At 63.7% G+C, this 22899-nt stretch carries 21 protein-coding genes; 13 read left to right on the top strand and 8 right to left on the bottom strand.

Going from position 1 to position 22899, the window contains the following annotated elements; genetic code table 11:
• Positions 1-31 precede the first annotated feature (31 nt).
• The 4 genes from fdhD (at position 32) to PVA39_RS03915 (ending at position 4849) form a co-directional block, all read left to right on the top strand.
• Positions 32-865, top strand: a complete 834-nt coding sequence (fdhD, locus tag PVA39_RS03930) for a formate dehydrogenase accessory sulfurtransferase FdhD (RefSeq protein ID WP_274123414.1) — start codon at positions 32-34, stop codon at positions 863-865.
• Positions 862-3183 (top strand): FdhF/YdeP family oxidoreductase, encoded by a 2322-nt coding sequence (locus PVA39_RS03925; RefSeq protein WP_274122914.1) that lies wholly within the window; start codon positions 862-864, stop codon positions 3181-3183. Before fdhD ends, PVA39_RS03925 begins: the two co-directional genes overlap by 4 nt.
• Before the next feature lie 310 nt (positions 3184-3493).
• Positions 3494-4213: a TorF family putative porin gene (locus PVA39_RS03920; protein ID WP_147174743.1), complete on the top strand. Its 720-nt coding sequence runs from the start codon at positions 3494-3496 to the stop codon at positions 4211-4213.
• A 204-nt stretch (positions 4214-4417) separates the two neighbouring features.
• The gene (locus tag PVA39_RS03915; RefSeq protein WP_147174742.1) at positions 4418-4849 is read left to right on the top strand and encodes a glycine zipper domain-containing protein; all 432 of its coding nucleotides are present in this window, start codon (positions 4418-4420) and stop codon (positions 4847-4849) included.
• 42 nt (positions 4850-4891) lie between these two features.
• On the opposite strand, the gene PVA39_RS03910 is transcribed toward PVA39_RS03915, so the two are convergent.
• Together PVA39_RS03910 and PVA39_RS03905 are read right to left on the bottom strand one after the other, a co-directional pair.
• On the bottom strand, positions 4892-5326 hold the full coding sequence (locus PVA39_RS03910; protein ID WP_274122913.1) for an acyl-CoA thioesterase: 435 nt from the start codon (positions 5324-5326) through the stop codon (positions 4892-4894).
• 71 nt (positions 5327-5397) lie between these two features.
• Positions 5398-6561, bottom strand: a complete 1164-nt coding sequence (locus PVA39_RS03905; protein WP_274122912.1) for an iron-containing alcohol dehydrogenase — start codon at positions 6559-6561, stop codon at positions 5398-5400.
• A 412-nt stretch (positions 6562-6973) separates the two neighbouring features.
• Here PVA39_RS03905 and PVA39_RS03900 point away from each other — a divergent pair, with 412 nt between their 5' ends.
• Positions 6974-7477: a hypothetical protein gene (locus tag PVA39_RS03900; RefSeq protein ID WP_274122911.1), complete on the top strand. Its 504-nt coding sequence runs from the start codon at positions 6974-6976 to the stop codon at positions 7475-7477.
• A 118-nt stretch (positions 7478-7595) separates the two neighbouring features.
• Here PVA39_RS03900 and PVA39_RS03895 read toward each other — a convergent pair whose 3' ends face one another.
• Together PVA39_RS03895 and PVA39_RS03890 are read right to left on the bottom strand one after the other, a co-directional pair.
• Entirely contained in the window at positions 7596-8015 is a 420-nt protein-coding gene (locus PVA39_RS03895) for an HPF/RaiA family ribosome-associated protein (RefSeq protein ID WP_093499922.1), read from the bottom strand.
• A 106-nt stretch (positions 8016-8121) separates the two neighbouring features.
• A complete protein-coding gene (locus PVA39_RS03890; RefSeq protein ID WP_093499924.1) occupies positions 8122-8724 on the bottom strand; it encodes a nitroreductase family protein in 603 nt (200 codons plus the stop codon).
• Positions 8725-8930: 206 nt separating this feature from the next.
• On the opposite strand from PVA39_RS03890, the gene PVA39_RS03885 reads away from it, so the two are divergent.
• The 4 genes from PVA39_RS03885 to PVA39_RS03870 are packed head-to-tail and all read left to right on the top strand — an operon-like array spanning position 8931 to position 12381.
• Positions 8931-10061 (top strand): ABC transporter permease, encoded by a 1131-nt coding sequence (locus PVA39_RS03885; protein WP_274122910.1) that lies wholly within the window; start codon positions 8931-8933, stop codon positions 10059-10061.
• The gene (locus PVA39_RS03880; protein ID WP_274122909.1) at positions 10058-10837 is read left to right on the top strand and encodes an ABC transporter ATP-binding protein; all 780 of its coding nucleotides are present in this window, start codon (positions 10058-10060) and stop codon (positions 10835-10837) included. The genes PVA39_RS03885 and PVA39_RS03880 overlap by 4 nt, the downstream gene beginning before the upstream one ends.
• The gene (locus tag PVA39_RS03875) at positions 10838-11755 is read left to right on the top strand and encodes an MlaD family protein (protein ID WP_274122908.1); all 918 of its coding nucleotides are present in this window, start codon (positions 10838-10840) and stop codon (positions 11753-11755) included. It abuts the gene before it with no gap.
• Positions 11752-12381, top strand: coding sequence for an ABC-type transport auxiliary lipoprotein family protein (locus tag PVA39_RS03870; RefSeq protein WP_274122907.1), 630 nt, complete (start codon positions 11752-11754; stop codon positions 12379-12381). The genes PVA39_RS03875 and PVA39_RS03870 overlap by 4 nt, the downstream gene beginning before the upstream one ends.
• Before the next feature lie 166 nt (positions 12382-12547).
• Here PVA39_RS03870 and clpB read toward each other — a convergent pair whose 3' ends face one another.
• The 3 genes from clpB to rluD form a co-directional block, all read right to left on the bottom strand.
• The gene (clpB, locus tag PVA39_RS03865; RefSeq protein ID WP_274122906.1) at positions 12548-15112 is read right to left on the bottom strand and encodes an ATP-dependent chaperone ClpB; all 2565 of its coding nucleotides are present in this window, start codon (positions 15110-15112) and stop codon (positions 12548-12550) included.
• A 337-nt stretch (positions 15113-15449) separates the two neighbouring features.
• Complete coding sequence (pgeF, locus tag PVA39_RS03860) at positions 15450-16190, bottom strand: peptidoglycan editing factor PgeF (protein ID WP_274122905.1); 741 nt, start codon at positions 16188-16190, stop codon at positions 15450-15452.
• The gene (gene rluD / locus PVA39_RS03855; protein ID WP_274122904.1) at positions 16187-17161 is read right to left on the bottom strand and encodes a 23S rRNA pseudouridine(1911/1915/1917) synthase RluD; all 975 of its coding nucleotides are present in this window, start codon (positions 17159-17161) and stop codon (positions 16187-16189) included. Before rluD ends, pgeF begins: the two co-directional genes overlap by 4 nt.
• A 147-nt stretch (positions 17162-17308) precedes the next feature.
• Here rluD and PVA39_RS03850 point away from each other — a divergent pair, with 147 nt between their 5' ends.
• From PVA39_RS03850 to PVA39_RS03835, 4 genes are all read left to right on the top strand, one after another.
• Complete coding sequence (locus PVA39_RS03850; protein ID WP_093499936.1) at positions 17309-18298, top strand: outer membrane protein assembly factor BamD; 990 nt, start codon at positions 17309-17311, stop codon at positions 18296-18298.
• A gap of 146 nt (positions 18299-18444) precedes the next feature.
• A complete protein-coding gene (locus PVA39_RS03845; protein WP_274122903.1) occupies positions 18445-18690 on the top strand; it encodes a PP0621 family protein in 246 nt (81 codons plus the stop codon).
• Positions 18680-20272 carry a sensor histidine kinase gene (locus PVA39_RS03840; RefSeq protein ID WP_274122902.1) on the top strand — a complete coding sequence of 531 codons (1593 nt, stop codon included), beginning with the start codon at positions 18680-18682 and terminating at the stop codon, positions 20270-20272. Before PVA39_RS03845 ends, PVA39_RS03840 begins: the two co-directional genes overlap by 11 nt.
• A gap of 8 nt (positions 20273-20280) precedes the next feature.
• Positions 20281-21618 carry a sigma-54-dependent transcriptional regulator gene (locus tag PVA39_RS03835; protein WP_274122901.1) on the top strand — a complete coding sequence of 446 codons (1338 nt, stop codon included), beginning with the start codon at positions 20281-20283 and terminating at the stop codon, positions 21616-21618.
• Between the two features lie 108 nt (positions 21619-21726).
• Here PVA39_RS03835 and thiO read toward each other — a convergent pair whose 3' ends face one another.
• Entirely contained in the window at positions 21727-22821 is a 1095-nt protein-coding gene (gene thiO / locus PVA39_RS03830; protein WP_274122900.1) for a glycine oxidase ThiO, read from the bottom strand.
• Positions 22822-22899 lie beyond the last annotated feature (78 nt).

The raw sequence follows: 22899 nt of genomic DNA, 5'->3' as shown, positions 1-22899 counted from the left end.
AGGGGAGCTTGCCGTGCCCCGGTCAGCCGAGATGTCCGCCATTTCCAGTCATAACGATGCTGCTGATCAGCAGCCGCAAGGTTATGCCTATGCCGAGCTTGGCAGCCCGGAAAACCAGGGTTCTGCCGTTCTGGCCCAGGAAAGCGCACTGGCCATCAGCTACAACGGCATCAGCCATGCCGTGATGATGGTGTCGCCTACGGCGGTCGAAGATTTCATTGCCGGGTTCAGCCTGAGCAGCGCGGTCGTCGACTCCATCGACGATATTTATGACATCCGTCTACACCACCTCGGCCCGGCCATCAGCGCCGAAGTGGAAATCAGCAGCCGCGCCTTCTGGGCGATGAAGCAGCAGCGCAGGCAACTGGCCGGCACCAGCGGTTGCGGCCTGTGTGGCGTGGAAGCGCTTGACCAGGCGTTGCCGCAGCTGGCCACTCTGGAGAAAGTCGAGCGACCCGACGCCGCGCACCTGGTCGATCTACGCGAGCGCATCGCCGCCGTACAGGACTTGGCGCGCCGCAGCGGCGCGCTGCATGCCGCGCTATATGTCGACGCAAGCGGCGAAATCAAAGCCTGCCGAGAAGACATAGGCCGGCACAACGCGCTGGACAAGCTGATCGGCGCGTTGCTGCGCGAGAAACACGATGTACGCCAGGGCTTTGCGGTGGTCACCAGTCGCTGCAGCCTGGAACTGATTCACAAGGCGGTCAGAGCCGGCATCGGCAACCTGGTCAGCCTGTCGGCACCGACCGCCCTGACCGTGCAATGGGCGCGCCGGCACAACCTCAACCTGATTCATTTGCCCCACCACAGCGCGCCGCGGGTCTACAGCCCTGCTCCGCCTGCAAGAGAAGAACAGCCATGAGCCTGCAATCCGTGAACCCGCGTTACAAACCCTACAAAGGCGCTGCCGCCGGTTGGGGTGCGCTGATCAGCGTCACCCAGTTCTGGCTGGACAGCAAACAGCCGTTCAAGAACCTGCGCGCGCTGCTCAAGACCAACCAGAACGGCGGTTTCGACTGCCCGGGTTGCGCGTGGGGCGACTCGCCGGAAGACGGCCGCATCAAGTTCTGCGAGAACGGCGCCAAGGCCGTCAACTGGGAAGCCACCAAGCGTCGCGTCGACGCCAAGTTCTTCGCCAAGTACTCCGTCAGCCAGTTGCGCGAGCAAAGCGACTACTGGCTGGAATATCAGGGCCGTCTGACCGAACCGATGCGCTATGACGCGGCCACCGACCGCTATGTGCCGACCTCCTGGGACGACGCCTTCAGCCTGATCGCCAAGCACCTGAAGAACCTCGAGACCCCCAACCAGGCCGAGTTCTACACCTCGGGTCGCGCCAGCAACGAGGCGGCGTTCCTCTATCAGCTGTTCGTGCGCGCCTATGGCACCAACAACTTCCCCGACTGTTCGAACATGTGCCACGAAGCCAGCGGCGTGGCGCTGATCCAGAGCGTCGGCATCGGCAAGGGCAGCGTGACCTTCGCCGACTTCGAACACGCCGATGCCATCTTCGTGCTTGGCCAGAACCCGGGCACCAATCACCCGCGCATGCTCGAGCCGCTGCGTGAGGCGGTCAAGCGTGGCGCCCAGGTCGTCGCCTTCAACCCGCTCAAGGAGCGTGGCCTGGAGCGCTTCCAGCACCCGCAGCACGCCCTGGAAATGCTCACCAATGGCTCCGAGCCGCTCAATACCGCCTTCTTCCGCCCAGCCCTGGGTGGCGACATGGCGGCGCTGCGCGGTATCGCCAAGTTCCTGCTGCAGTGGGAGCGCGAGGCGGTCGCCAAGGGCGAGAAACCTGTGTTCGACCACGCCTTCATCGCCGAACACACCGATGGCGTCGATGCCTACCTCGCCGTGCTCGACGAAACCTCCTGGGAATCGCTGGTCGAGCAGTCCGGCCTGAGCCTGGAGGAAATCGAGCAGGCGGCGCTGATGTACCGCCGCGCCGAGAAAGTGATCATGTGCTGGGCAATGGGCATCACCCAGCACGTCCACTCGGTGGCCACCATTCAGGAAATCGTCAACCTGCAATTGCTGCGCGGCAACCTCGGCCGTCCAGGCGCCGGCCTGTGCCCGGTTCGCGGTCACAGCAACGTGCAGGGCGACCGCACCATGGGCATCAACGATCGCCCGCCAGTGCTGCTGCTCGACAATATCGAGAAGCGCTTCCAGTTCAAGGTGCCCCGCGACAACGGCCACAACACCGTTGAAGCCATCAATGCCATGGTCGACGGCCAGGCCAAGGTGTTCATCGCCCTGGGCGGCAACTTCGCCCAGGCCACGCCGGACAGCCCGCGCACTCACCAGGCGCTGCAGAACTGCGACCTGACCGTGCAGATCAGCACCAAGCTCAACCGCAGCCACCTGACCACCGGCAAGGATGCGCTGATCCTGCCTTGCCTGGGCCGTACCGACATCGACATCCAGGCCAGCGGCCCGCAAGCGATCACCGTTGAAGACTCCTTCAGCATGATCCACGCCTCCTACGGCCAGCTGGAGCCGCTGTCCAAGGAGATGCGTTCGGAGCCGGCCATCGTCGCCGGTATCGCCAAGGCCACCCTGGGCAATCACCCGGTCGACTGGGACGCGATGATCGCCGACTACAGTCGCATCCGTGACCTGATCGCCGACACCATTCCCGGCTTCCAGGATTTCAATACCCGCGTCCAGCACCCGGGCGGTTTCTACCTGGGTAACTCGGCCGGCGCACGTCAGTGGAAAACCAACACCGGCAAGGCCAACTTCAAGTCCAACGCCCTGCTCGCCGACCTGCTACCACCCCAGGTGCGCAACAGTGGTCAGACGCCGGATCTGATCCTGCAGACCATGCGCTCCCACGACCAGTACAACACCACCATCTACGGTCTTGATGACCGTTACCGTGGCGTTCGCGGCCAACGTGACGTGCTGTTCGTCAACGAAGCCGATCTCACCCGCCTGGGTTACAAGCATGGGCAGAAGGTGGACATTACCTCACTGTGGGACGACGGCGTCGAGCGCAAGGTGGTTGGTTTCACCCTGCTGGCTTTCGACATCCCGGCTGGCCAGGCGGCTGCCTACTACCCGGAAGCCAACCCGCTGGTGCCGCTGCAGAGCGTTGGCATTGGTAGCCACACGCCGACCTCGAAGTTCGTCGCCATCCGCCTGCACGCTGCGCAGGAAACCACACGCATTCTGTAAACGCGGCCACACCGTCTTCACCTCGGGCTACCAGCCCGAGGTGAAGAGCTCTTAGCTCCCTTCCGAGGAAAAGCTGCAGTTCGTCGGAAATGCGGCACTTATCGACGAAACTTACCCTCTGATGTCCCTTTGCCGTTATCCACGTCGGTTAACGTGTTCCCAAGCGCTCAATCGAAGCGCGTAGTTGCGCCCAAGCCACGATGTGGCCCTTCGGGTTTCTGCCAAACGAGTGACAACCGTGCCATTGACTGCCAGGCCTCTCCGAGCCGCCCGGCATCAACGTCATTGGCCAGCAACGGGAGGGAATACCATGCGGTTTTCATCTGCCGTCCTGCTTGGGGCGGTGCTGCTCAGCCTGAACGCCCAGGCAGCGCTCATGGAGCGCGAATTGGGCGACTACGAACTGACGCTGGGCACCACGCCAAGCCGCAGCATGGCGCAAGGGCTGGTCAAACCCGAGAGCGGCGGCACCTTTCATGGCGGGCTCGACCTGAGCCACCCGAGCGGTTGGTATCTGGGCCAGTGGTCGCCCAGCCTGGGCATCAGCCCGGGCAGCAAGATGGAGATCAACAGCTACGTTGGCTACCGCCAGCAGTTCGTCGACTCGCTCGGTTATGAAGTCGGCACCATTCGTTACAGCCACCCTGGCTACAGTTATCTGGACAGCCAGGACCTGTACGCCGGCCTGACGTACGACAAGCGCCGCTTCGGCTTCTCCTTCAGCAATGACCCGAACCTCTTCAACAGCACGATGCTGGCCGATCTTGGCCGTGTGAAGCTGTTGGGCATGTCGGTGATCGTGCGCTACGGCAATCACCTGCTCGAAACACCCAAGCAGATAGCCGGCGGCGGGCGAGTCAGCTCGTTCAATGACTGGTCAATGAGCCTTTCGCGCCCATGGAAAGGCATCGACTTCGACTTTTCCTATTCGGACTCGACCCTGAGCGGCGACGCCTGCGCGGCCTATTCGGGCCACAACACCGAGTGCGAAGGCTGGTTCTCGATCAAAGCGTCGCGGTCCCTTTTCTAGACGCTTCGGCTGGCTAAAACCTCGGTAAGCAACTGAACCCTAAACACATCTTGATACATTCATCCATGTATCTTTAATAGCACTCAAGGGAATTTCGTACGCGCGCCCGCTCTAAGGAGATGTCATCGGCACTGTTCGATGGCCGTTGGAACCATGGCCATGCCATGGGCTACGCCCGCAAGGGTCATCTTCGAGGGTTACGCGATGCGTACATTCCTTAGCGCACTGGCCTTCAGTGCAATGATTTCTCCCCTGGCTTATGCCGATACCACCAAGACTGCCATTGGCAGCGGGGTTGGCGGCGCGCTGGGCAATATTGTCGGTCAGCAGCTGGGAGGCAGCACAGGCGCTGCAATCGGTGCAGGCCTGGGTGGCGCCGCCGGTGGTGCCATCAGTTCACGCAACAAGACCGAAGCAGCGCTGGGTGGTGGCCTGGGCGCGGCCGGCGGCTCGGTACTGGGCAATCAGTTTGGCGGCAGCACCGGATCGACCATCGGTGCAGGTCTGGGCGGCGCAGCTGGTGGCGCGCTGGCCAATGAGGTGGCGGACAGCAACCGCCATGAAACGCGCTATCGCGACGGCCATCGCCATGGCAAGAAGCACCACAAACGCCACCAAAAGCATCGTCACCGCTAATCATCACTTCATCATCAAGGGCGCTTCGGCGCCCTTGATCGTTCAGGCCGCCAGCAGACGCTCCATCGCCTGGCGCAACACCTGGGGAATAGTCACCGGCTGGTTGCTCTGACGGTCCACGAATACGTGCACGAAGCGCCCTGCTGCACAGGCCTGTTGCTGCCCCTCCCTAAAGACCGCGAGTTCGTACTGCACCGAGCTGTTGCCCAGCTTGCCGACCCGAAGGCCGACCTCTATGCGCTCGGGAAAGGCAATCGACTCGAAATAGTCGCAGCTCGAACTCACCACGAAACCCACCACCTCGCCACGTTGAATATCCAGGCCGCCAGCCTCGATCAGGTAGCTGTTCACCGCCGTATCGAAATAGCTGTAGTAGGTGACGTTGTTGACGTGGCCATACAGGTCGTTGTCGTGCCAGCGCGTGGTGATCGGCTGGAAGTGACGATAGTGCTCGCGCAGGTGCTGCGGCTGTTGCATCGATGCCACCTCGTAGAAAGACAGAAGCCGGCATGGTGCCGGCCTCCTGCCGAGGTGACAACTGCGCCCGGTTAGTAGGCGACCTGATAGATGGCCAGAGCATGGGCCAGGGTCATTTGCCGAGGATTGTTGACCAACAGCCGCTCATGCAGCATGGCGTCGGTGGCCAGACGCGGCAGCAAATCCTGCTCGACGCCCACATCGCGCAGCCGTGCGGGCAAGCCACTGCGCTCACTGAGATCGGCAAGTTCGATGATGAACTGCTCGGTATGGTCCGTGGCATCGCCAACGCGCAGGCGTTCGCCTAACAGCAGGGGCGCCAGCTCCTCGTAGAGCGGCGCCGCTACCGAAGCGTTGAAGCCCAATACATGGGGCAGCAGCACTGCCGCGCTGACGCCATGGGGTACCTGACAATGCCCGCCCAGTGGATACGCCAGCGCATGCACTGCCGCCAGCGGCGCATTGGCATAGGCCTGCCCGGCCAGGCAGGCGCCCAGCAGCATGGCTTGCCGCGCCTCGAGATTGGTGCCGTTATGCACCGCTTCGTCCAGGTTCGCGCCCAGTAGACTCAAGGCTTCACGGGCGAGCATGTCGGACAACGGGTTCTTGCGCCGCGCGCCTGTGTAGGCCTCCACCGCGTGGCCCATGGCCAACATGCCGCAGGCGGCAGTGACCGGCGCCGGTAGCTGCAGGGTGAGCTCGGCATCGAGCAAAGCAAGATCCGGCAACAGCCGTGCAGAAACAACCGCGACCCGCGTCGCATGCCTGGTAGTCACAACGGCGATGGGCGTGACTTCGGAACCGCTGCCGGCGGTGGTCGGCACCTGGATCAGCGGCAGACGCTGCCCCGCCACCTTGTCGACGCCGTAGAGATCACTCAGCGTTTGCCGACAATCAGGATGGGCCAATTGGGCGACCAGTTTGGCCACATCCAGCGAGCTGCCGCCGCCAAAGCCGATCACCAGATTGGCCTGAATCTCCCGGGCGAACTGCGCGGCCTTGTCGATCACGGTTTCCGGCGCCTGTGCCACCACGCCATCGAATATGTGCAGCGCCACCCCGCTCCTGGCGAAGGCGCTACGTACCGCTTCGCAGAAATCCTGCCGGGCCACGCCGGCGTCGGTCACCAGCACCACGGAGCGCGCGCCCCAGGCCTGACATAACGGCACGAGCCGCTGAACGGCTCCGGGTTCGCAGATGAGATGGGCGGCTGTGGCAAAGCTGAATGGCTGCATGGCGCGGTCCTCGTTCTGTGCGGCGCGCTGTCGCGCGCAAGAAAGACCGTGCCCCTGTCACCCTCGCATCGCAGCGTCCCGGCAAGGCCTCTGTTCATAGTAGGCCGTGCGCCCATATCTGCTCGGAAAAGCACGCAGCAGCTGCCATTCGTCGATTGGTTGGCCGCCGCCGATAAGCGCTCGGCTCAACGGGCGTCAGCACGCCTGCCATGTGGTTGCTTCAGGCGATATCGCGCAGCCCAGCAATCACGCGGCTTTCCAGCATATGCACGAAGATCGTCTCCGAAGACGACAATTACCCCCGTAAAAAGTGCTAGTCCATCCCGTTCTTGAGCTTATGACATATCCGCCTAAAGCCTGCCGCTGGCTCGATTTAGACTTCAGTCATCGAAGCGAAAGACGGAGGTGACTCATGCCCCTTTCCATCGACGGCATGAATATCGGCCAGTACAGCTATCGGCCACTTGGCAATACCAACAACGGTCTGCAGAGCAGTGCAATAGACCGGGCAACACCCGCGGCGCAGCGCTTGAGCGACGCTCAGGAACAGCTGCTGGAGCGCCGACGCCTGGATCAGGAGCGCCAGGAGCGGCTAAGCGAAGCCCGTGAAGAGCGGATCGCCCAACAGGAGGAGGCAGAGGAACGCGCATTGCAGGTGCGTCAGGAGCGCCAGGAAGCAGCCCGAGCGCTCGAGGAGCAGCAACGCGAACAGCGGCTTGAGGCACTTCAGGAGCAGCGTCAGGGAGTGCTCAACCCACTGTCCGCCGAAAGCCTGGCCCGCCAGCGCGTGCAGACGGAAGTAACCCCACCGGCGGCAAATACCGCACAGGTCAGCCCACGGCTCGCTGCCGAGGCAATTTCGACCTACCGCCAGACCGCATCGCCGGACTTTATCGGCCGCAGCCTGGTAGCTTGATAACCGCCTGAAAAAACCAGCCCCCGATCAGATCATTTGTTCGATCTGATCGGGGGCTGGTTTTTTATGAATGGTTTGCAGCGAGGGCGCTCATTGTGACGTGAACGCCCTGATTAGCTCACTCTTTGCCGAGGGCCTCCTGGCGCTCCAGGAATTCCTCCTGCAGCAGCGCATCGGCGTTTTCCGCCTCGCCTTCGAGCTGCTGTTGCAGATGACCAGTGCCGACCGGCTTGGTCTCGAGCTTGCCCACCAGATGTTCGAGAGCATGGCGCATCTTCTCGGCAGCACCGTCGATGGCCTGCTCCAGGGACTCGGCCTTGTGGGTCACGGACAGCGGCTGGTGCCCCTTGGGTCGCGCTTCGATCTGGCAGCGTTTATCATCGGCGCCACTCTTGCCGCCGTTCTCGTCGCTGATATGCACTTCCACCCGCGACAGGAATTCATCGTACCGGTCCAGTCGATCCGCCACGGATGCGCTCACCCATTCGTGTAGACGTGCGCTGCCTTCGATATGGTTGCTGTTCACATGAACTTGCATGGTCTTCCTCGCTTCTGACGGGTCTACGAGGTTGGAGGCAGGCGGGTGGGACTAGGTTCCTGCTGATTGCCGCCGCTGCCGGTGAATACGACAGCGGCGGTTATGATCAGAAGCGGTCGCGGATCACGGCTTCATCGAACGGTAGCTTACCGATGCGCGGCTTGGCCTCGACAGCCTTCTTGCCAACGGCAACCATCAGGCCAATCACGTGATTGTCCGGCAGGTTGATCAGCTTGGCTACGGCGTCGAAATCGAAGCCGTCCATGGGGCAGGAATCCAAGCCCTTGCCGCGGGCGGCGAGCATCAGGGTCTGCGCGACCAGGCCACAGCTGCGCATGGTTTCGTCGCGCTGCACCTGCGGCTTGCCGCGGTAATAGTTGTCGATGGCGCCGGCCATGAACTGCTGCACCTCGGCAGGCGCGCCTTCCCACACGCGACTCGCATTCTTTTCCCAGCTGTCGAGCTGGGCACAGATTACAACCAGCATCGAAGCATCGGTCATCTGTGCCTGATCCCAACCTACCGCACGAATCTGTTGACGCAGAGCTGGGTCGCTGACTTCCACCAGGCGCACGTGCTGCAGGTTGAAGGCCGTTGGTGCGAGCAGCGCCAGTTGCAGCAACTCGTTCTTTTCTTCAGCGCTCAGGGTAAAACCGGCGTCGTAGCCTTTGACGGCGCGGCGGCTGCGAATGGCTTCATCGATATGCATGGCAAACTCCACAGGATGGAAAACACAGCATGCTAGGCAAGCCGAGGCGCCAGCGCCACTGGAGCATTCCGATGCAATTCATCGCCTGTAACGATTTATCCGAACCCCTGCCGCGCCCTGCGAGTCGATTGACCAGAGCCAATCGGGTCCGCTGCGGCCTATTGCCGACTGTTCCACTGCAAGCACCGAGCGCTAAGCTGTCGACCATGACCCACTCGCCCTACATCAGCCTGCCCGCTGCCGACGCCGAAGCGCTGAAGGTAGGTGGAGACTGGACGCTCGCCCACTACGCCACGCTGCTGGCGCAGGTCGACAAAGCGCGGTCGGCACTGGGCGAGCACAGCCGCACCGACCTCAGCGACCTAAATGCCCTGGACACCGCCGGCGCCAGCCTGCTGGTCGAACTCATCGGTGCCAAGCGGCTGATCGCCCTGCTGCCCGACGGCGCGCTCAGCGAGGAACGCCGCGCCCTGCTGCACACCGTCGCCACCGCCATGCAGCACGACCAGCAGGGGGCCGAGCACCCGCCCCGCTCCAGCAGGCGTGAGTTCTTCGGGCATATCGGTGAGGTGGTCGAAGGCGTCTGGCACAAGGCCGTGGGCCTGCTCGGCTTCGTCGGCCTGACGCTCAGCACCATGTTGCTGATTCTGCTCAACCCGCGGCGCTGGCGCCTGACATCCCTGGCTTCGCACCTCGAGCAGATCGGCCTCAACGCGGTGCCGATCATTGCCCTACTGACCTTTTTGGTCGGCGCCGTGGTGGCCTTTCTGGGCGCTACCATTCTTCGCGACTTCGGCGCGACCATCTACACGGTCAATCTGGTGGCCTTCTCTTTCCTGCGCGAGTTCGGCGTGCTGCTGACCGCCATCCTCATGGCCGGCCGCACCGCAAGCGCCTTCACCGCGCAGATCGGCTCGATGAAGGCCAACGAGGAGATAGACGCGATCCGCACCCTGGGCCTCAACCCCATGGAGTTGCTGGTGCTACCGCGGGTTTTCGCCATGCTGATCGCCCTGCCACTGCTGACCTTTATCGCCATGGTCTGCGGCATGCTCGGCGGTGCCATGGTGTGCCTGATCACCCTGGATATTTCACCGTCGATGTTCCTGCACCTGCTGCAGGAGAACATCCCGCTCAATCACTTTCTGGTCGGCATGGGCAAGGCACCGATCTTCGCCTTCCTGATCGCGGTGATCGGCTGCCTGGAAGGCTTCAAGGTCACCGGCAGCGCGCAGTCGGTGGGCGAACGCACCACCTCCAGCGTGGTGCAGTCGATCTTCGTGGTCATCGTGGTCGATGCCGTGGCCGCGCTGTTTTTGATGGAGATGGGCTGGTGAAGGGCGAAGCGATCATCCAGGTCCGCGACCTGACCAATCAGTTCGGCCCGCAGGTGGTGCATCAGCACCTGGATCTGGACCTGTATCGCGGCGAAGTGCTCGGCGTGGTGGGCGGCTCGGGCACCGGCAAGTCGGTGCTGCTGCGCACCATCGTCGGCCTGCGCGAGCCCAACGCCGGCACCGTGCGGGTGTTCGGTGAGGATCTGCTGACGCTGCCCGCCGGGCGCCGCTCAGCGCTGGAACGGCGCTTCGGCGTGCTCTACCAGCGCGGCGCACTATTCTCCTCGCTCACCGTGCTGGAGAACATCGCGCTGCCGCTGATCGAGCATGCCGGGCTAAATCGCGCCGAGGCCGAGCGCCTCGCCAGATCCAAGGTGGCGCTGGTCGGCCTGCCCGGCCACGCCGGCGACAAGTACCCGACCGAGCTGTCCGGCGGCATGGTCAAGCGCGCCGCCCTGGCCCGCGCCCTGGCGCTGGAGCCGGACATCCTGTTTCTCGACGAGCCGACCGCCGGACTCGACCCGATAGGCGCAGCGGCCTTCGACCAGTTGATCCGCACCCTGCGCGACGCCTTGGGGCTCAGCGTATTTCTGGTCACCCACGACCTGGATACGCTCTACACCCTGTGCGACCGCGTCGCCGTGCTGTCGCAGAAGCGGGTGCTGGTGGCCGACACGCTTGACGTGGTCGCCGCCACCGACGATCCCTGGATACACGACTATTTCCATGGCCCGCGCGGACGCGCGGCCGAACAGGCTGCAGCGAGGATTAGCTGAATGGAACCACGGGCCCATCACGTCTTGATCGGCATGTTCACGGTGGCGGTCGTCAGCGCCATCCTGATATTTGCCCTTTGGCTAGGCAAATCCAGCGCCGACAAGCAATTCAACCACTATGAGGTGATCTTCACCGAAGCGGTCAACGGCCTTTCCCAGGGCAGCGCCGTACAATACAGCGGCATCCGCGTCGGTGACGTCACCAGCCTCACCCTGGACCCGCAGGACCCGCGCAAGGTGCACGCCAATATCCGCATCACCAGCGCCACGCCAATCAAGGAAGATACCCGCGCGCGCCTCACCATCACCAATATCACCGGCGGCGCGGTGATCCAGCTACACGGCGGCTCCCCCGAGAGCCCGGCGCTAAAAGCCAGCAACGGTCGCATACCGGTGATCATCGCCGACCGCTCGCCGCTGTCGCGGCTGATGGCCAATGGCGAAGACCTGATGGTCAGCGTGACGCGCCTGCTCGATCGCGCCAATGCCATGTTCTCCCGCGAGAACACCGAGAACATCGCCAAGACCCTGCGCAACCTGGAACAGATCACCGCCAGCGTTTCCGAACAACGCGAGGAACTGCGCGAAGCCCTGGCGCAAATGTCTGCCGCCGGCCGTGAAGCCAGCGCCCTGATGAACAACGCCAACAAGCTGTTCAGCGGCCCGGCGCAGAACACGCTGGAAAGCGCCGAGCGCCTGGCCGCCTCGCTGGAGCGCAGCAGCAGCAATATCGAACAGCTGCTGCAGGACAACCGCGCCGCCCTCGATGGCGGCATGCAGGGCATCGGCGAACTCGGCCCGGCGATCAACGAACTGCGCGACACCCTGGGCTCGCTGCGCTCGTTCTCGCGGCGCCTGGAAGAAGATCCGGCCGGTTATCTGCTGCGCAGCGACAGCATCAAGGAGTTTCAGCCATGAAGGTATTCGTCACTGCCGGCGCTCTATTGCTGACCGGCCTGCTCAGTGCCTGTTCGGTTCTGCCCAAGGGCGAGCCGCTCGAGGTGTATCTGCTGCCGAGCAACCTGCCGGTGCGTGCAGCCGGGAAGCAGCGGGAAAGCTGGTCGCTGCGGGTCAACCGCCCGCAGAGCAGCCAGTTGCTGGACAGCCCGCGCATCGCCGTACTGCCGCAAGGCGACCGCATAAGCGCCTACCAGGGCGCCCGCTGGAGCGACCGCGCGCCAGCGCTGTTCCGTGATCGGCTGATCGGCGCCCTCCTCGATGACGGCCGCGTCGGCGCCGTCAGTAGCGACGACAGTCGCCTGCAGGCCGACCTGGAATTGAGTAGCGATCTACGCGCCTTCCAGAGCGAATACCGCAATGGCCGGCCGGAGGTGCATATCCTGCTCGATGCTCGCCTGGTGCAGGCCGGTAACCAGCGCATCCTCGCCAGCCGTCGGTTCGAAGTGCGACAGATCGCTGGGGACACTGCTGTGGAATCAGTGGTTAAGACATTCGGCGCTGCCAATGACCAGTTGTCGCGCCAGCTGATCGATTGGGTAGTGCAAGAAGGCCGACGCAATGCGCCGGATAACAGCAAACCCTGAAAACTGTTGGTAGCGAGCATTAGAGCTGGCTCCTGTGGGAACGGGCCATGCCCGTGATTTTCGCGCGCATGGCGCGCTCCCACAGATCGATGACAGCTATCGCTGCACAATAAAAACGGCCGGTATGATCGCTCACACCGGCCGTTTTGTTGTGCTGCCATCCGCGTCAGACGAAGACGATCTCGTCGTTCTCGACCTTGCCCGTCACCGTGCTGCCCGGGCTGAACTGGCCAGACAGGATCAGCTGCGCCAGCGGGTTTTCGATCCAGCGCTGGATGGCGCGTTTCAATGGCCGCGCGCCGTACACCGGGTCATAGCCAACGGCGATCAGCTTGTCCATCGCCTCGTCGGAGAGCTCCAGGCTCAGGTCGCGTTCGGCCAGGCGCTGCAGCAAACGCGAAAGCTGAATGCGCGCGATGCCGGCGATCTGTTCACGGGCCAGGGGCTCGAACACCACCACCTCGTCGATGCGGTTCACGAACTCGGGGCGGAAGTGGTTGCCCACTGCATCCATCACCGCAGCACGCTGCGCCTCGCGGTCGCCAACCAGCTCCTGGATCTGCGCCGAGCCCAGGTTGGAGGTCATCACGATCACCGTGTTCTTGAAGTCCACAGTGCGGCCATGGCTGTCGGTCAGGCGGCCATCCTCGAGCACCTGCAGCAGCACGTTGAACACATCCGGGTGCGCCTTTTCGACCTCGTCCATCAGCACCACCGAGTAGGGTTTGCGACGCACCGCCTCGGTCAGGTAACCGCCCTCCTCGTAGCCCACATAGCCGGGCGGCGCACCGATCAGCCGCGCCACGGAGTGCTTCTCCATGAACTCGGACATATCGATACGCACCAGCGCGTCTTCGGTGTCGAACAAAAACTCGGCCAGCGCCTTGCACAGCTCGGTCTTGCCCACACCGGTCGGGCCGAGGAACAGGAACGAGCCGCTGGGTCGGTTCGGATCAGCCAGGCCGGCACGCGAACGGCGCACGGCGTTGGCTACCGCCACCACGGCTTCGTCCTGACCGATCACCCGCTGGTGCAGCAGGCCTTCCATCTTCAGCAGCTTGTCGCGCTCGCCTTCGAGCATCTTCGAGACCGGAATGCCGGTCCACTTTGAAACCACCTCGGCGATTTCCTCCTCGGTGACCTTGCTGCGCAGCAACTGGTTTTCCGTGGTGCCGTGCTGGTCGACCATCTGCAGGCTGCGCTCCAGATCGGGGATCACCCCGTACTGCAGCTCGGCCATGCGGTTGAGATCGCCCTTGCGGCGCGCCGCTTCGAGCTCGGTCTTGGCCTGCTCGATGCGTTGCTGGATCTGCGCCGAGCCCTGGACTTCGGCTTTTTCCGATTTCCAGATGTCTTCCAGATCGGCGTATTCCTTCTCCAGCTTGGCGATGTCGTCCTGCAACTTAACGAAGCGTTTCTTGGCCGCTTCGTCCTCTTCCTTCTTCAGCGCCTGGGCTTCAACCTTGAGCTGGATCAGGCGGCGATCCAGGCGGTCGAGCACCTCGGGCTTGGAGTCGATTTCCATGCGGATGCGGCTGGCGGCTTCGTCGATTAGGTCGATGGCCTTGTCCGGCAGTTGGCGATCGGTAATGTAGCGGTGGCTGAGCTTTGCCGCGGCAATGATCGCACCGTCGGTGATGGCCACCTTGTGGTGCACCTCGTAACGTTCCTTGAGGCCGCGCAGGATAGCGATGGTGTCTTCCTCGCTCGGCTCGTCGACCAGCACCTTCTGAAAGCGCCGCTCCAGGGCGGCGTCCTTCTCGATGAACTGGCGATACTCGTTCAGCGTGGTGGCACCCACGCAGTGCAACTCGCCACGGGCCAGGGACGGCTTGAGCATGTTGCCCGCGTCCATGGCGCCCTCGGCCTTGCCGGCGCCGACCATGGTGTGCAGCTCGTCGATGAATAGAATCACCCGACCTTCCTGTTTGGACAGTTCGTTGAGCACCGCCTTGAGGCGCTCCTCGAATTCGCCGCGGAACTTGGCGCCAGCGATCAACGCGCCCATATCCAGGGACAACAGGCGCTTATCCTTGAGGCCATCCGGCACTTCGCCATTGACGATGCGCTGGGCCAGGCCCTCGGCAATAGCGGTCTTGCCGACGCCGGGCTCACCGATCAGTACCGGGTTGTTCTTGGTACGGCGTTGCAGTACCTGAATGGTGCGGCGGATCTCGTCGTCACGGCCGATCACCGGATCGAGCTTGCCCTCTTCAGCGCGCTTGGTCAGGTCGACGGTGTACTTGTCGAGCGCCTGGCGCGACTCTTCGATGTTCGGGTCGTTGACCGCATCGCCGCCGCGCAGGTTGTTCACCGCGTTTTCCAGTGCCTTGCGACTCACGCCCTGGGCGAGCAGTAGCTTGCCCAATTTGGTGTTCTCGTCCATGGCGGCGAGCAGCACCAGCTCGCTGGAGATGAACTGATCGCCCTTCTGCTGTGACAGGCGGTCGGCCTGGTTGAGCAGGCGCGCCAGATCCTGGGACAGGCTGACATCGCCAGTGGGGTTCTGGATCTTGGGCAGATGGTCGAGCTCTTTGCTGAGTGCCTGACGCAGGCCGTTCACATCGAAGCCCACCTGCATCAGCAGCGGACGAATGGAGCCGCCCTGCTGGTCGAGCAGCGCCTGCATCAGGTGCAGCGGCTCGATGGCGGAATGGTCGTGGCCGACGGCCAGGGACTGGGCGTCGGAAAGGGCAAGCTGCAACTTGCTGGTCAAACGGTCGATTCGCATGGCGTCATCCTTCCTTTAAAGGCAGGCCGGCGCGGTGCATGCGCCTGACGATAAAACCTGCCGAGATGGAGCATAGATGAGGCCGATTGTGCGGGTTTCAAGCGGAGAGGTTTTGCGGTGGATCAGGGGCTGCGTCGAAAGTGCCGCCCCTGATGACGCGCCGCTCGACAGCGGCGCCCGTGCTGACGATCACTTAGGACCTATTCAAGGTCTTTCGGCCCGACTTCAGTACCTTGTTCCGGCCACGGTCTTGTAGGAGCGGCTTTAGCCGCGAGCTCTTTAATTGTCCTGATAACAAGCTCGCGGCTAAAGCCGCTCCTACGCAATTGCTGAGTGTCTAGCGATCCGCCAGCCAGATCAGCGACGCGAAGCGCCCGGTCTGGGCCGCGCGTCGGTAGGAGTAGAAGCGCGAATCGCTGACCGTGCAGAAGCCGCCGCCATACACGGCGGTAACACCACGAGCCGCCAGGCGGATGCGCGCCAACTGGTAGATGTCGGCCATAAAGCGCCCGGCATTCTGGCTCGGCATAAAGGCACCAGCCGCCTGGGCATGCTGGCCGACGAAGGCTTCACGTACCTCGGCGCCCACCTCGAAGGCCTGGGGACCGATGGCCGGGCCAAGCCAGACGAGGATTTCCCCCGCGTCCAGCGCCAGCGCATCCAGCGTGGCTTCCAGCACGCCGTTGGCCAGGCCGCGCCAGCCAGCGTGAGCAGCCGCGACACGGCTGCCGGCCCGATCGCAGAACAGCACGGGCAGGCAGTCAGCGGTCATCACCGTGGCGGCGATGCCGGGCGTCGCCGTCCAGCTGGCATCGGCCTCGACGACGACTTCCGGGTCAGCTTCGGCGACAGCAACGCCGTGCACCTGTTGCAGCCAGGCCGGCCGGCAGCCGAGCTGGCTGACCAGGCGCTGACGATTCTTGGCCACCGCTGCCGGGTCATCCTCGACATGGGCGGCCAGGTTGAAGCTGTCGTAGGGCGCCTGGCTCACGCCACCGGCGCGGGTGGTCACGCAGGCGCGCACCCAGTCGGGCGCCGGCCAGTTGGGCGTCAGCCAGTCGTGGGCCTTGTCACTCATCCGATGAACGCCTCGCGATCCTGACGCAGGAGACTCAGCAACCAGACGAAGTCATCGGGCAGCGGCGACTGCCACTTCATGCGCTCACCGGTAATCGGGTGATCCAGCTCGAGGAAACGCGCGTGCAGGGCCTGGCGCGGAAACGCCTTGAGGTTCTGCACCATGGTCTGGCTGGCGGCCGGCGGAATGCGGAAGCGGCCGGCATACACCGGGTCGCCCACCAGCGGGAAACCGATATGGCTCATGTGCACGCGAATCTGGTGCGTGCGGCCGGTTTCCAGTTTGACGCGGGCGTGGGTGTGCGAACGGAAGCGCTCTAGCACACGGTAGTGGCTGACCGCGGGCTTGCCGCCATCGGTCACCGCCATGCGCTGGCGCTGGGACGAGCTGCGGCCGATGGGCGCGTTGATCTTGCCGCCCGAAGTGATCACCCCGATGACGATACATTCATAGATGCGACTGACGGTGCGCTTCTGCAACTGATCGACCAGGCGGGTCTGCGCTTCGATGGTCTTGGCGACCACCATCAGGCCGGTGGTGTCCTTGTCCAAGCGATGCACGATGCCGGCGCGCGGCACGTTGACGATGTCCGGCACGTGGTGCAGCAGCGCATTGAGCAGCGTGCCGTCGGCATGCCCGGCCGCCGGGTGCACGACCAGGCCGGCGGGCTTGTCGATCACCAGGATCTGCTCGTCCTCGTAAACGATGTTGAGCTCGATGTCCTGAGCGATCCACTCACCCTGGGCTTCCTGCTCGGCCGACAGCGCCAGCACGGCGCCGCCGTGGACGATATCGCGCGGGCGCAGCACCTGGCCGTCGACGGTCAGGTTGCCCTCCTTGATCCAGCCGGAAAGGCGCGAGCGCGAATGCTCGGCGAACAGCTGGGCGGCGACTTGATCGAGGCGCTGGCCGCCCAGATCGGCGGGGACCTCGGCGGTTAATTCAATGGCCTGCTTATTGATAGATGACATGCTCGGCAACGGCGGGGGCATAGCCTTTGGTTTCGGCTACACGCTTGTGGTTAAATACGGCGTCTTTGCCCCAGGGGTACCGGGGGCGCTCATCATAACAGGACGGCCCTGCCCAAGACAGCCGCCGTCCCAGGGACGCAAGCCGCCATGCCAGTGAAACACCTGCTGCTGATCGCCATCCTCGCACTTACCGCCGCCTGTTCCTCCAAGGAAGTCCTGGACGAAAACCTGAGCGAGGCAGAACTCTACCAGCAGGCTCAGCAAGACCTGGATAATGGCAGCTACACCAGCGCCGTCACCAAGCTCAAGGCTCTGGAATCGCGCTACCCCTTCGGCCGTTACGCCGAGCAATCCCAGCTCGAGCTGATCTACGCCAACTACAAGAACGCCGAGCCGGAAGCCGCGCGCTCCGCCGCCGAGCGTTTCATCCGTCTGCACCCACAGCACCCGAACGTCGACTATGCCTACTACCTCAAAGGCCTGGCCTCGTTCGACCAGGACCGCGGCATCGTCGCCCGCTTCCTGCCGCTAGACATGACCAAGCGTGATCCGGGCGCGGCCCGCGACTCCTATAACGAGTTCGCCCAGCTCACCAGCCGTTACCCAAACAGCCGTTACGCACCGGATGCCAAGCAGCGCATGATCTACCTGCGCAACCTCCTGGCCGCCTACGAAATTCACGTCGCCCACTACTACCTGCGCCGCCACGCTTACGTGGCTGCGGCCAACCGTGGCCGCTACGTGGTGGAAAACTTCCAGGAGACCCCGTCGGTCGGCGACGGCTTGGCCGTAATGGTCGAGTCCTACCAGCGCCTGACCCTGGACGACCTGGCCGCTACCAGCCTGGAAACCCTCAAGCTCAACTACCCCGATCATCCGAGCCTGGAAAACGGCGAGTTCGTGCCACAGGAAGAGGCCGCCGACGAACGCTCCTGGCTGGCCAAGGCTACCCTCGGCCTGATCGAAAGCGACGCGCCACCACCTCCAAGCCAGACCCAGGCCAGCCAGGACGTGCAGCGCCAGTACCAGGAAGCAGTCGACCAGATGCCGGCAGAGCTGAAATCCGGCGAGCAGGGCGAGGCGCAAGGCCGCAAACGCTCCTGGTTCAGCTACATGACATTCGGCCTGTTCGACTGAACTCTGTCTTCACGCCAGCCTGATCACGATGCCAGTCAATCGACTGGCATCGTGCTTTCTGGCCTGGCAAAAACGCGTGCCGGGTAACTGTGCGGGCAAGTCGTCGTTAGCTACACTGCCCCATCCCTCGACACGAAGAGAGCGCCATGGGCCTGTTCCGCCTGCTGTTCTGGATTGCCATCATTTTTGCCGTCATCTGGGTATGGCGGCGCTATGTCAGTGCCCCGCGCCAGCGCCAGAATGCAACCCCAACCGCAGACAGCCCGACGCCGATGGTGCGTTGTGCCCATTGCGGCGTGCACACACCGCAGCAGCACGCCCTACAGCTGGCGCAGCGCTGGTACTGCAGCCAGGCCCACCTGGAACAAGGCCCCAAGCCCGGTGCCCAATAGCGCGCTAGCGGTACGCGGCCCCCAGGGCCACCGTATCTTCCGGCTGTATCACCTCTATCGCCTGATCATCGGCGTGGTGCTGGTGCTGCTGGTTTCCGCGAACCTGGACTCCGAACTGCTGGAGCTGGCCCACGTGCCGCTGTTTCGCGGTGCCAGCTGGGTCTATTTGATTCTCAACATCCTGATCGCGCTGACGCTACACACGCCCAACCGCCTGCTGCCGGTATTCGCCGTGGCGCTGGGCGACGTGATCATGCTCTCGGCGCTGTTCTACGCCGGCGGTGGCACGCCAAGCGGCATCGGCAACCTGTTGATCGTCTCGGTCGCGATCGCCAATATCCTGCTGCGCGGACGCTTCGGCGTGCTGATCGCCGCCGCCGCGTCGATCGGCATGATCTACCTGACCTTCTACCTGAGCCTGCATCACTCACAGGCCAGCGCCCAGTACGTGCAGGTCGGCGCCCTGGGCGCCCTGAGCTTCGCCGCCGCGCTGTTCGTGCAAGGTGTGACCCGCCGCCTGCAGGCCAGCGAGAGCCTCGCCGAACAGCGCGCCGCCGATGTGGCGGATCTGGAAACTCTCAATAACCTGATTCTGCAGCGCATGCGCACCGGCATTCTGGTAGTGGACGAGCAGCGCCGCGTGCTGCTGGCCAACCAGGCAGCCCTCGCCCTGCTGGATCAGCAGAACCTGGCGGGCAAGATTCTCGACCCGCACTGCACTGAACTGGTCAAACGCCTGCAGCAGTGGCAGGAAAATAGCAGCCTGCGCCCTGCCAGCCTGCAGACGCTCAGCGACGGGCCGACCTTGCAGCCCAGCTTCATCCCACTGCAGCGCGGCGGCCAGCGGCACATTCTGATCCTGCTCGATGACATCTCGCAGATCGCCCAGCAGGCGCAGCAGCTTAAGCTGGTCGCCCTGGGACGACTCACCGCCGGCATCGCCCACGAGATTCGCAACCCACTAGGCGCCATCAGCCATGCGGCGCAGCTGCTGCAGGAATCCGAAGACCTGCAGGGGCCGGATCTGCGCCTGGCGCAGATCATTCAGGATCACTCGCGGCGCATGAACCTGATCATCGAGAACGTACTGCAGCTTTCGCGCCGCCGCCAGGCCGAGCCGCAACTGCTGGATCTCAAATACTGGCTGCACCGCTTCGCCGCCGAATTTCGCAGCACAGCGCCGGCCTCCAAGGTGCTACACCTGGCCATCGAAGGCAGCAGCATCCAAACGCGCATGGATCCCAACCAGCTCAACCAGGTCATCACCAACCTGGTGCAGAACGGCCTGCGCCACAGCGCCAAGATCAACCCACAAGGCCAGGTGTGGCTGAAGCTGTTCCGCGATCCGCGCAGCGATCTGCCGGTGCTCGAAGTGCTCGACGACGGCGCTGGCGTGCCGGCAGACCAACTGCATCACATCTTCGAGCCTTTCTACACCACGGAAAACAAAGGCACCGGCCTGGGCCTGTATATTTCCCGCGAGCTTTGCGAAAGCAACCAGGCTCATCTTCACTATCAACCACGCGAAGGCGGCGGCGCCTGCTTCCGTATCACCTTCGCGCATCCGCGAAAACTGAGCTGAACGACCTGATGAATCGCCAGAGAGCCCTGATCGTCGACGACGAACCCGATATCCGCGAACTGCTGGAGATCACCCTCGGGCGCATGAAACTCGACACCCGCAGCGCCCGCAACGTCAAGGAAGCGCGCGAGTGGCTGGCCAAGGAGCCGTTCGACCTGTGCCTGACCGACATGCGCATGCCCGACGGCACCGGGCTCGACGTCGTGCAGCACATCCAGCAGCGCTACCCGCAAACGCCCGTGGCGATGATCACCGCGTTCGGCAGCATGGATACTGCGATCAACGCCCTCAAGGCCGGCGCCTTCGATTTTCTGACCAAGCCGGTCGACCTCGGCCGCCTACGCGAGCTGGTCGATACGGCGCTGCGCCTGCGCAGCCCTGAAGATGAAGAAGCCCCCGGAGCCAGCCGGCTACTGGGCGAATCGCCACCGATGCGCGCCCTGCGTGCACAAATTCAGAAGCTCGCCCGCAGCCAGGCGCCGGTGTACATCAGTGGCGAGTCGGGCAGCGGCAAGGAGCTGGTCGCGCGGCTGATCCACGAACAGGGCCCGCGCCGCGAGCGCGCCTTCGTGCCGGTCAACTGCGGCGCGATTCCCTCGGAGCTGATGGAAAGCGAATTCTTCGGCCACAAGAAGGGCAGCTTCACCGGCGCCGTCGAAGACAAACAGGGCCTGTTCCAGGCCGCCAACGGCGGCAGCCTGTTTCTCGACGAAGTGGCCGATCTGCCGCTGACCATGCAGGTCAAGCTGCTGCGCGCCATTCAGGAAAAGGCCGTCCGCGCCGTAGGCGGCCAGCAGGAAGTGGTGGTCGACACCCGCATCCTGTGCGCCACCCACAAGGATCTCGCCGCCGAAGTGGCGGCCGGCCGCTTCCGCCAGGATCTTTACTACCGCCTCAACGTCATTGAGCTGCGCGTACCGCCGCTGCGCGAGCGCCGTGAAGACATTCCGCTATTGGCCGACGTGATGCTCAAACGCCTCAACGAAGGCATCGGCCTGCCGCCGGTCAAGCTCGACGGCCCCGCCTTGGAAAAGCTCAAGAGCTACCGCTTCCCCGGCAACGTACGCGAGCTGGAGAACATGCTGGAGCGCGCCTACACGCTGTGCGAAGGCGACGTGATCTGCGCCGACGACCTGCGCCTGGCTGACGCCGCGCCCGCTGGCGAAAACGGCGACGCCAGCCTGGCACAGATCGACAACATCGAGGATTACCTCGAAGACGTCGAACGCAAACTGATCATGCAGGCGCTGGAAGAAACCCGCTGGAACCGCACGGCAGCAGCGCAGCGCCTGGGCCTGAGCTTCCGTTCGATGCGCTATCGCCTCAAGAAACTGGGCATCGACTGAGAACGTAGCCTGCGGTTGAACCTCCAGTGAGCACACAGCCCTCGTAGCCTGAGGTTGAGCGAAGCGATACCCAGGTTCAGCGGCCCCGCCCCAAAGCACGTCGCCTACCTACAAACCCCCTGCCGGCGAGTAAGGCGCCGGATCAATGATCGGCTCACGCCCCAGCATCAGATCCGCCAGCAACCGGCAGGATGCCGGCGCCAGCACCAGTCCATTGCGGTAATGCCCGCAATTCAGCCACAAGCCCTGATGCTCCGGCACCTCACCGATAAAGGGAATGCCCTCGGGCGAGCCGGGCCGCAATCCAGCCCAGTGCCCTACCACTTCGGCGTCGCGCAATGCCGGCAGCAACGTTTCGGCAGACGCCCGCAAGCTGGCCAGCGCCTCGTCGGTCGGCGTCTTGTCGAACCCAGCATGCTCCAGCGTACTGCCTACCAGAATATGGCCATCACGCCTCGGAATCGCGTAACGCCCACCGGCCAGCACCATGCTGGGCAGAAAGTCCTCGGCGCACTTGAAGAGGATCATCTGCCCCTTGACCGGCTCCACGGGCAGACTCATTCCCAGGCTGTGCAATAGCTCGCCACTCCAGGCACCGGCCGCAACAACCACCTGCTCGGCCAACAACTCGCCCTCGGCAGCGCGCAACCCGGTTATTCGTGCACCATCGCGCACGAAATGCGAAACCGGGCTGTGCTCGAGCAGCGTGACGCTCGGCAACCGCTGCAAGGCGGCGCGCAACGCTTTGACCAGCCGCGGGTTGCGCACATTGGCCACGCCGGCCATATAGATGGCGCGCTCGAATCCCGCACCCAGTACGGGAACCTGCGCATAGGCAGTCTCGACCGGCACCTCTTGCAACGGCCGCCCCTGACGCTGCGCCCAGGCCAGCGCCTCGGCCTGGTCGTCCAGGTCCAACCAGTACAGCCCGGTCACATGCACTTCAGGGTCGATGTCAGTATCGGCCAACAACCGTTCGCCCAGACCCGGGTAGTAATCCTGGGACCAATGCGCCAGCGCCGTCACCGCCCGGCTGTAGCGCCAGGGATAGAGCGGCGACACGATCCCGCCCCCCGCCCAGGACGCCTCCGAGCCAACGGAGCCACGATCCAGCAAGGTGACCCGCTTGCCCGCCATCGCCAGCTGATAGGCCGACAACAACCCGATAACCCCGCCACCCACCACGATCACATCAGCACGCACAGCTCACCCCAGTAACGAAAACGGCAAGCCTTGACATCGACACCTCAGGGTCTAAACAGAAAAGGCAGGCCAGGAAGG

The sequence above is a fragment of the Pseudomonas sp. CNPSo 3701 genome, assembly GCF_028674975.1.
GTDB lineage: Bacteria > Pseudomonadota > Gammaproteobacteria > Pseudomonadales > Pseudomonadaceae > Aquipseudomonas > Aquipseudomonas straminea.
Note: the sequence above shows the minus strand (reverse complement) of the source record. Positions and strands in the feature narration are given on the sequence as shown.

What these genes read in the sequence shown, in the direction of transcription:
- PVA39_RS03875 (WP_274122908.1), top strand. Translation starts at nt 10,838, where the DNA reads ATGGAACCACGGGCCCATCACGTCTTGATCGGCATGTTCACGGTGGCG.
- rluD (WP_274122904.1), bottom strand. Translation starts at nt 17,161, where the DNA reads ATGTCATCTATCAATAAGCAGGCCATTGAATTAACCGCCGAGGTCCCC.
- pgeF (WP_274122905.1), bottom strand. Translation starts at nt 16,190, where the DNA reads ATGAGTGACAAGGCCCACGACTGGCTGACGCCCAACTGGCCGGCGCCC.
- PVA39_RS03885 (WP_274122910.1), top strand. Translation starts at nt 8,931, where the DNA reads ATGACCCACTCGCCCTACATCAGCCTGCCCGCTGCCGACGCCGAAGCG.
- PVA39_RS03925 (WP_274122914.1), top strand. Translation starts at nt 862, where the DNA reads ATGAGCCTGCAATCCGTGAACCCGCGTTACAAACCCTACAAAGGCGCT.
- PVA39_RS03890 (WP_093499924.1), bottom strand. Translation starts at nt 8,724, where the DNA reads ATGCATATCGATGAAGCCATTCGCAGCCGCCGCGCCGTCAAAGGCTAC.
- PVA39_RS03905 (WP_274122912.1), bottom strand. Translation starts at nt 6,561, where the DNA reads ATGCAGCCATTCAGCTTTGCCACAGCCGCCCATCTCATCTGCGAACCC.
- PVA39_RS03910 (WP_274122913.1), bottom strand. Translation starts at nt 5,326, where the DNA reads ATGCAACAGCCGCAGCACCTGCGCGAGCACTATCGTCACTTCCAGCCG.
- PVA39_RS03915 (WP_147174742.1), top strand. Translation starts at nt 4,418, where the DNA reads ATGCGTACATTCCTTAGCGCACTGGCCTTCAGTGCAATGATTTCTCCC.
- PVA39_RS03870 (WP_274122907.1), top strand. Translation starts at nt 11,752, where the DNA reads ATGAAGGTATTCGTCACTGCCGGCGCTCTATTGCTGACCGGCCTGCTC.
- fdhD (WP_274123414.1), top strand. Translation starts at nt 32, where the DNA reads ATGTCCGCCATTTCCAGTCATAACGATGCTGCTGATCAGCAGCCGCAA.
- PVA39_RS03850 (WP_093499936.1), top strand. Translation starts at nt 17,309, where the DNA reads ATGCCAGTGAAACACCTGCTGCTGATCGCCATCCTCGCACTTACCGCC.
- PVA39_RS03845 (WP_274122903.1), top strand. Translation starts at nt 18,445, where the DNA reads ATGGGCCTGTTCCGCCTGCTGTTCTGGATTGCCATCATTTTTGCCGTC.
- PVA39_RS03835 (WP_274122901.1), top strand. Translation starts at nt 20,281, where the DNA reads ATGAATCGCCAGAGAGCCCTGATCGTCGACGACGAACCCGATATCCGC.
- PVA39_RS03895 (WP_093499922.1), bottom strand. Translation starts at nt 8,015, where the DNA reads ATGCAAGTTCATGTGAACAGCAACCATATCGAAGGCAGCGCACGTCTA.
- PVA39_RS03920 (WP_147174743.1), top strand. Translation starts at nt 3,494, where the DNA reads ATGCGGTTTTCATCTGCCGTCCTGCTTGGGGCGGTGCTGCTCAGCCTG.
- clpB (WP_274122906.1), bottom strand. Translation starts at nt 15,112, where the DNA reads ATGCGAATCGACCGTTTGACCAGCAAGTTGCAGCTTGCCCTTTCCGAC.
- PVA39_RS03900 (WP_274122911.1), top strand. Translation starts at nt 6,974, where the DNA reads ATGCCCCTTTCCATCGACGGCATGAATATCGGCCAGTACAGCTATCGG.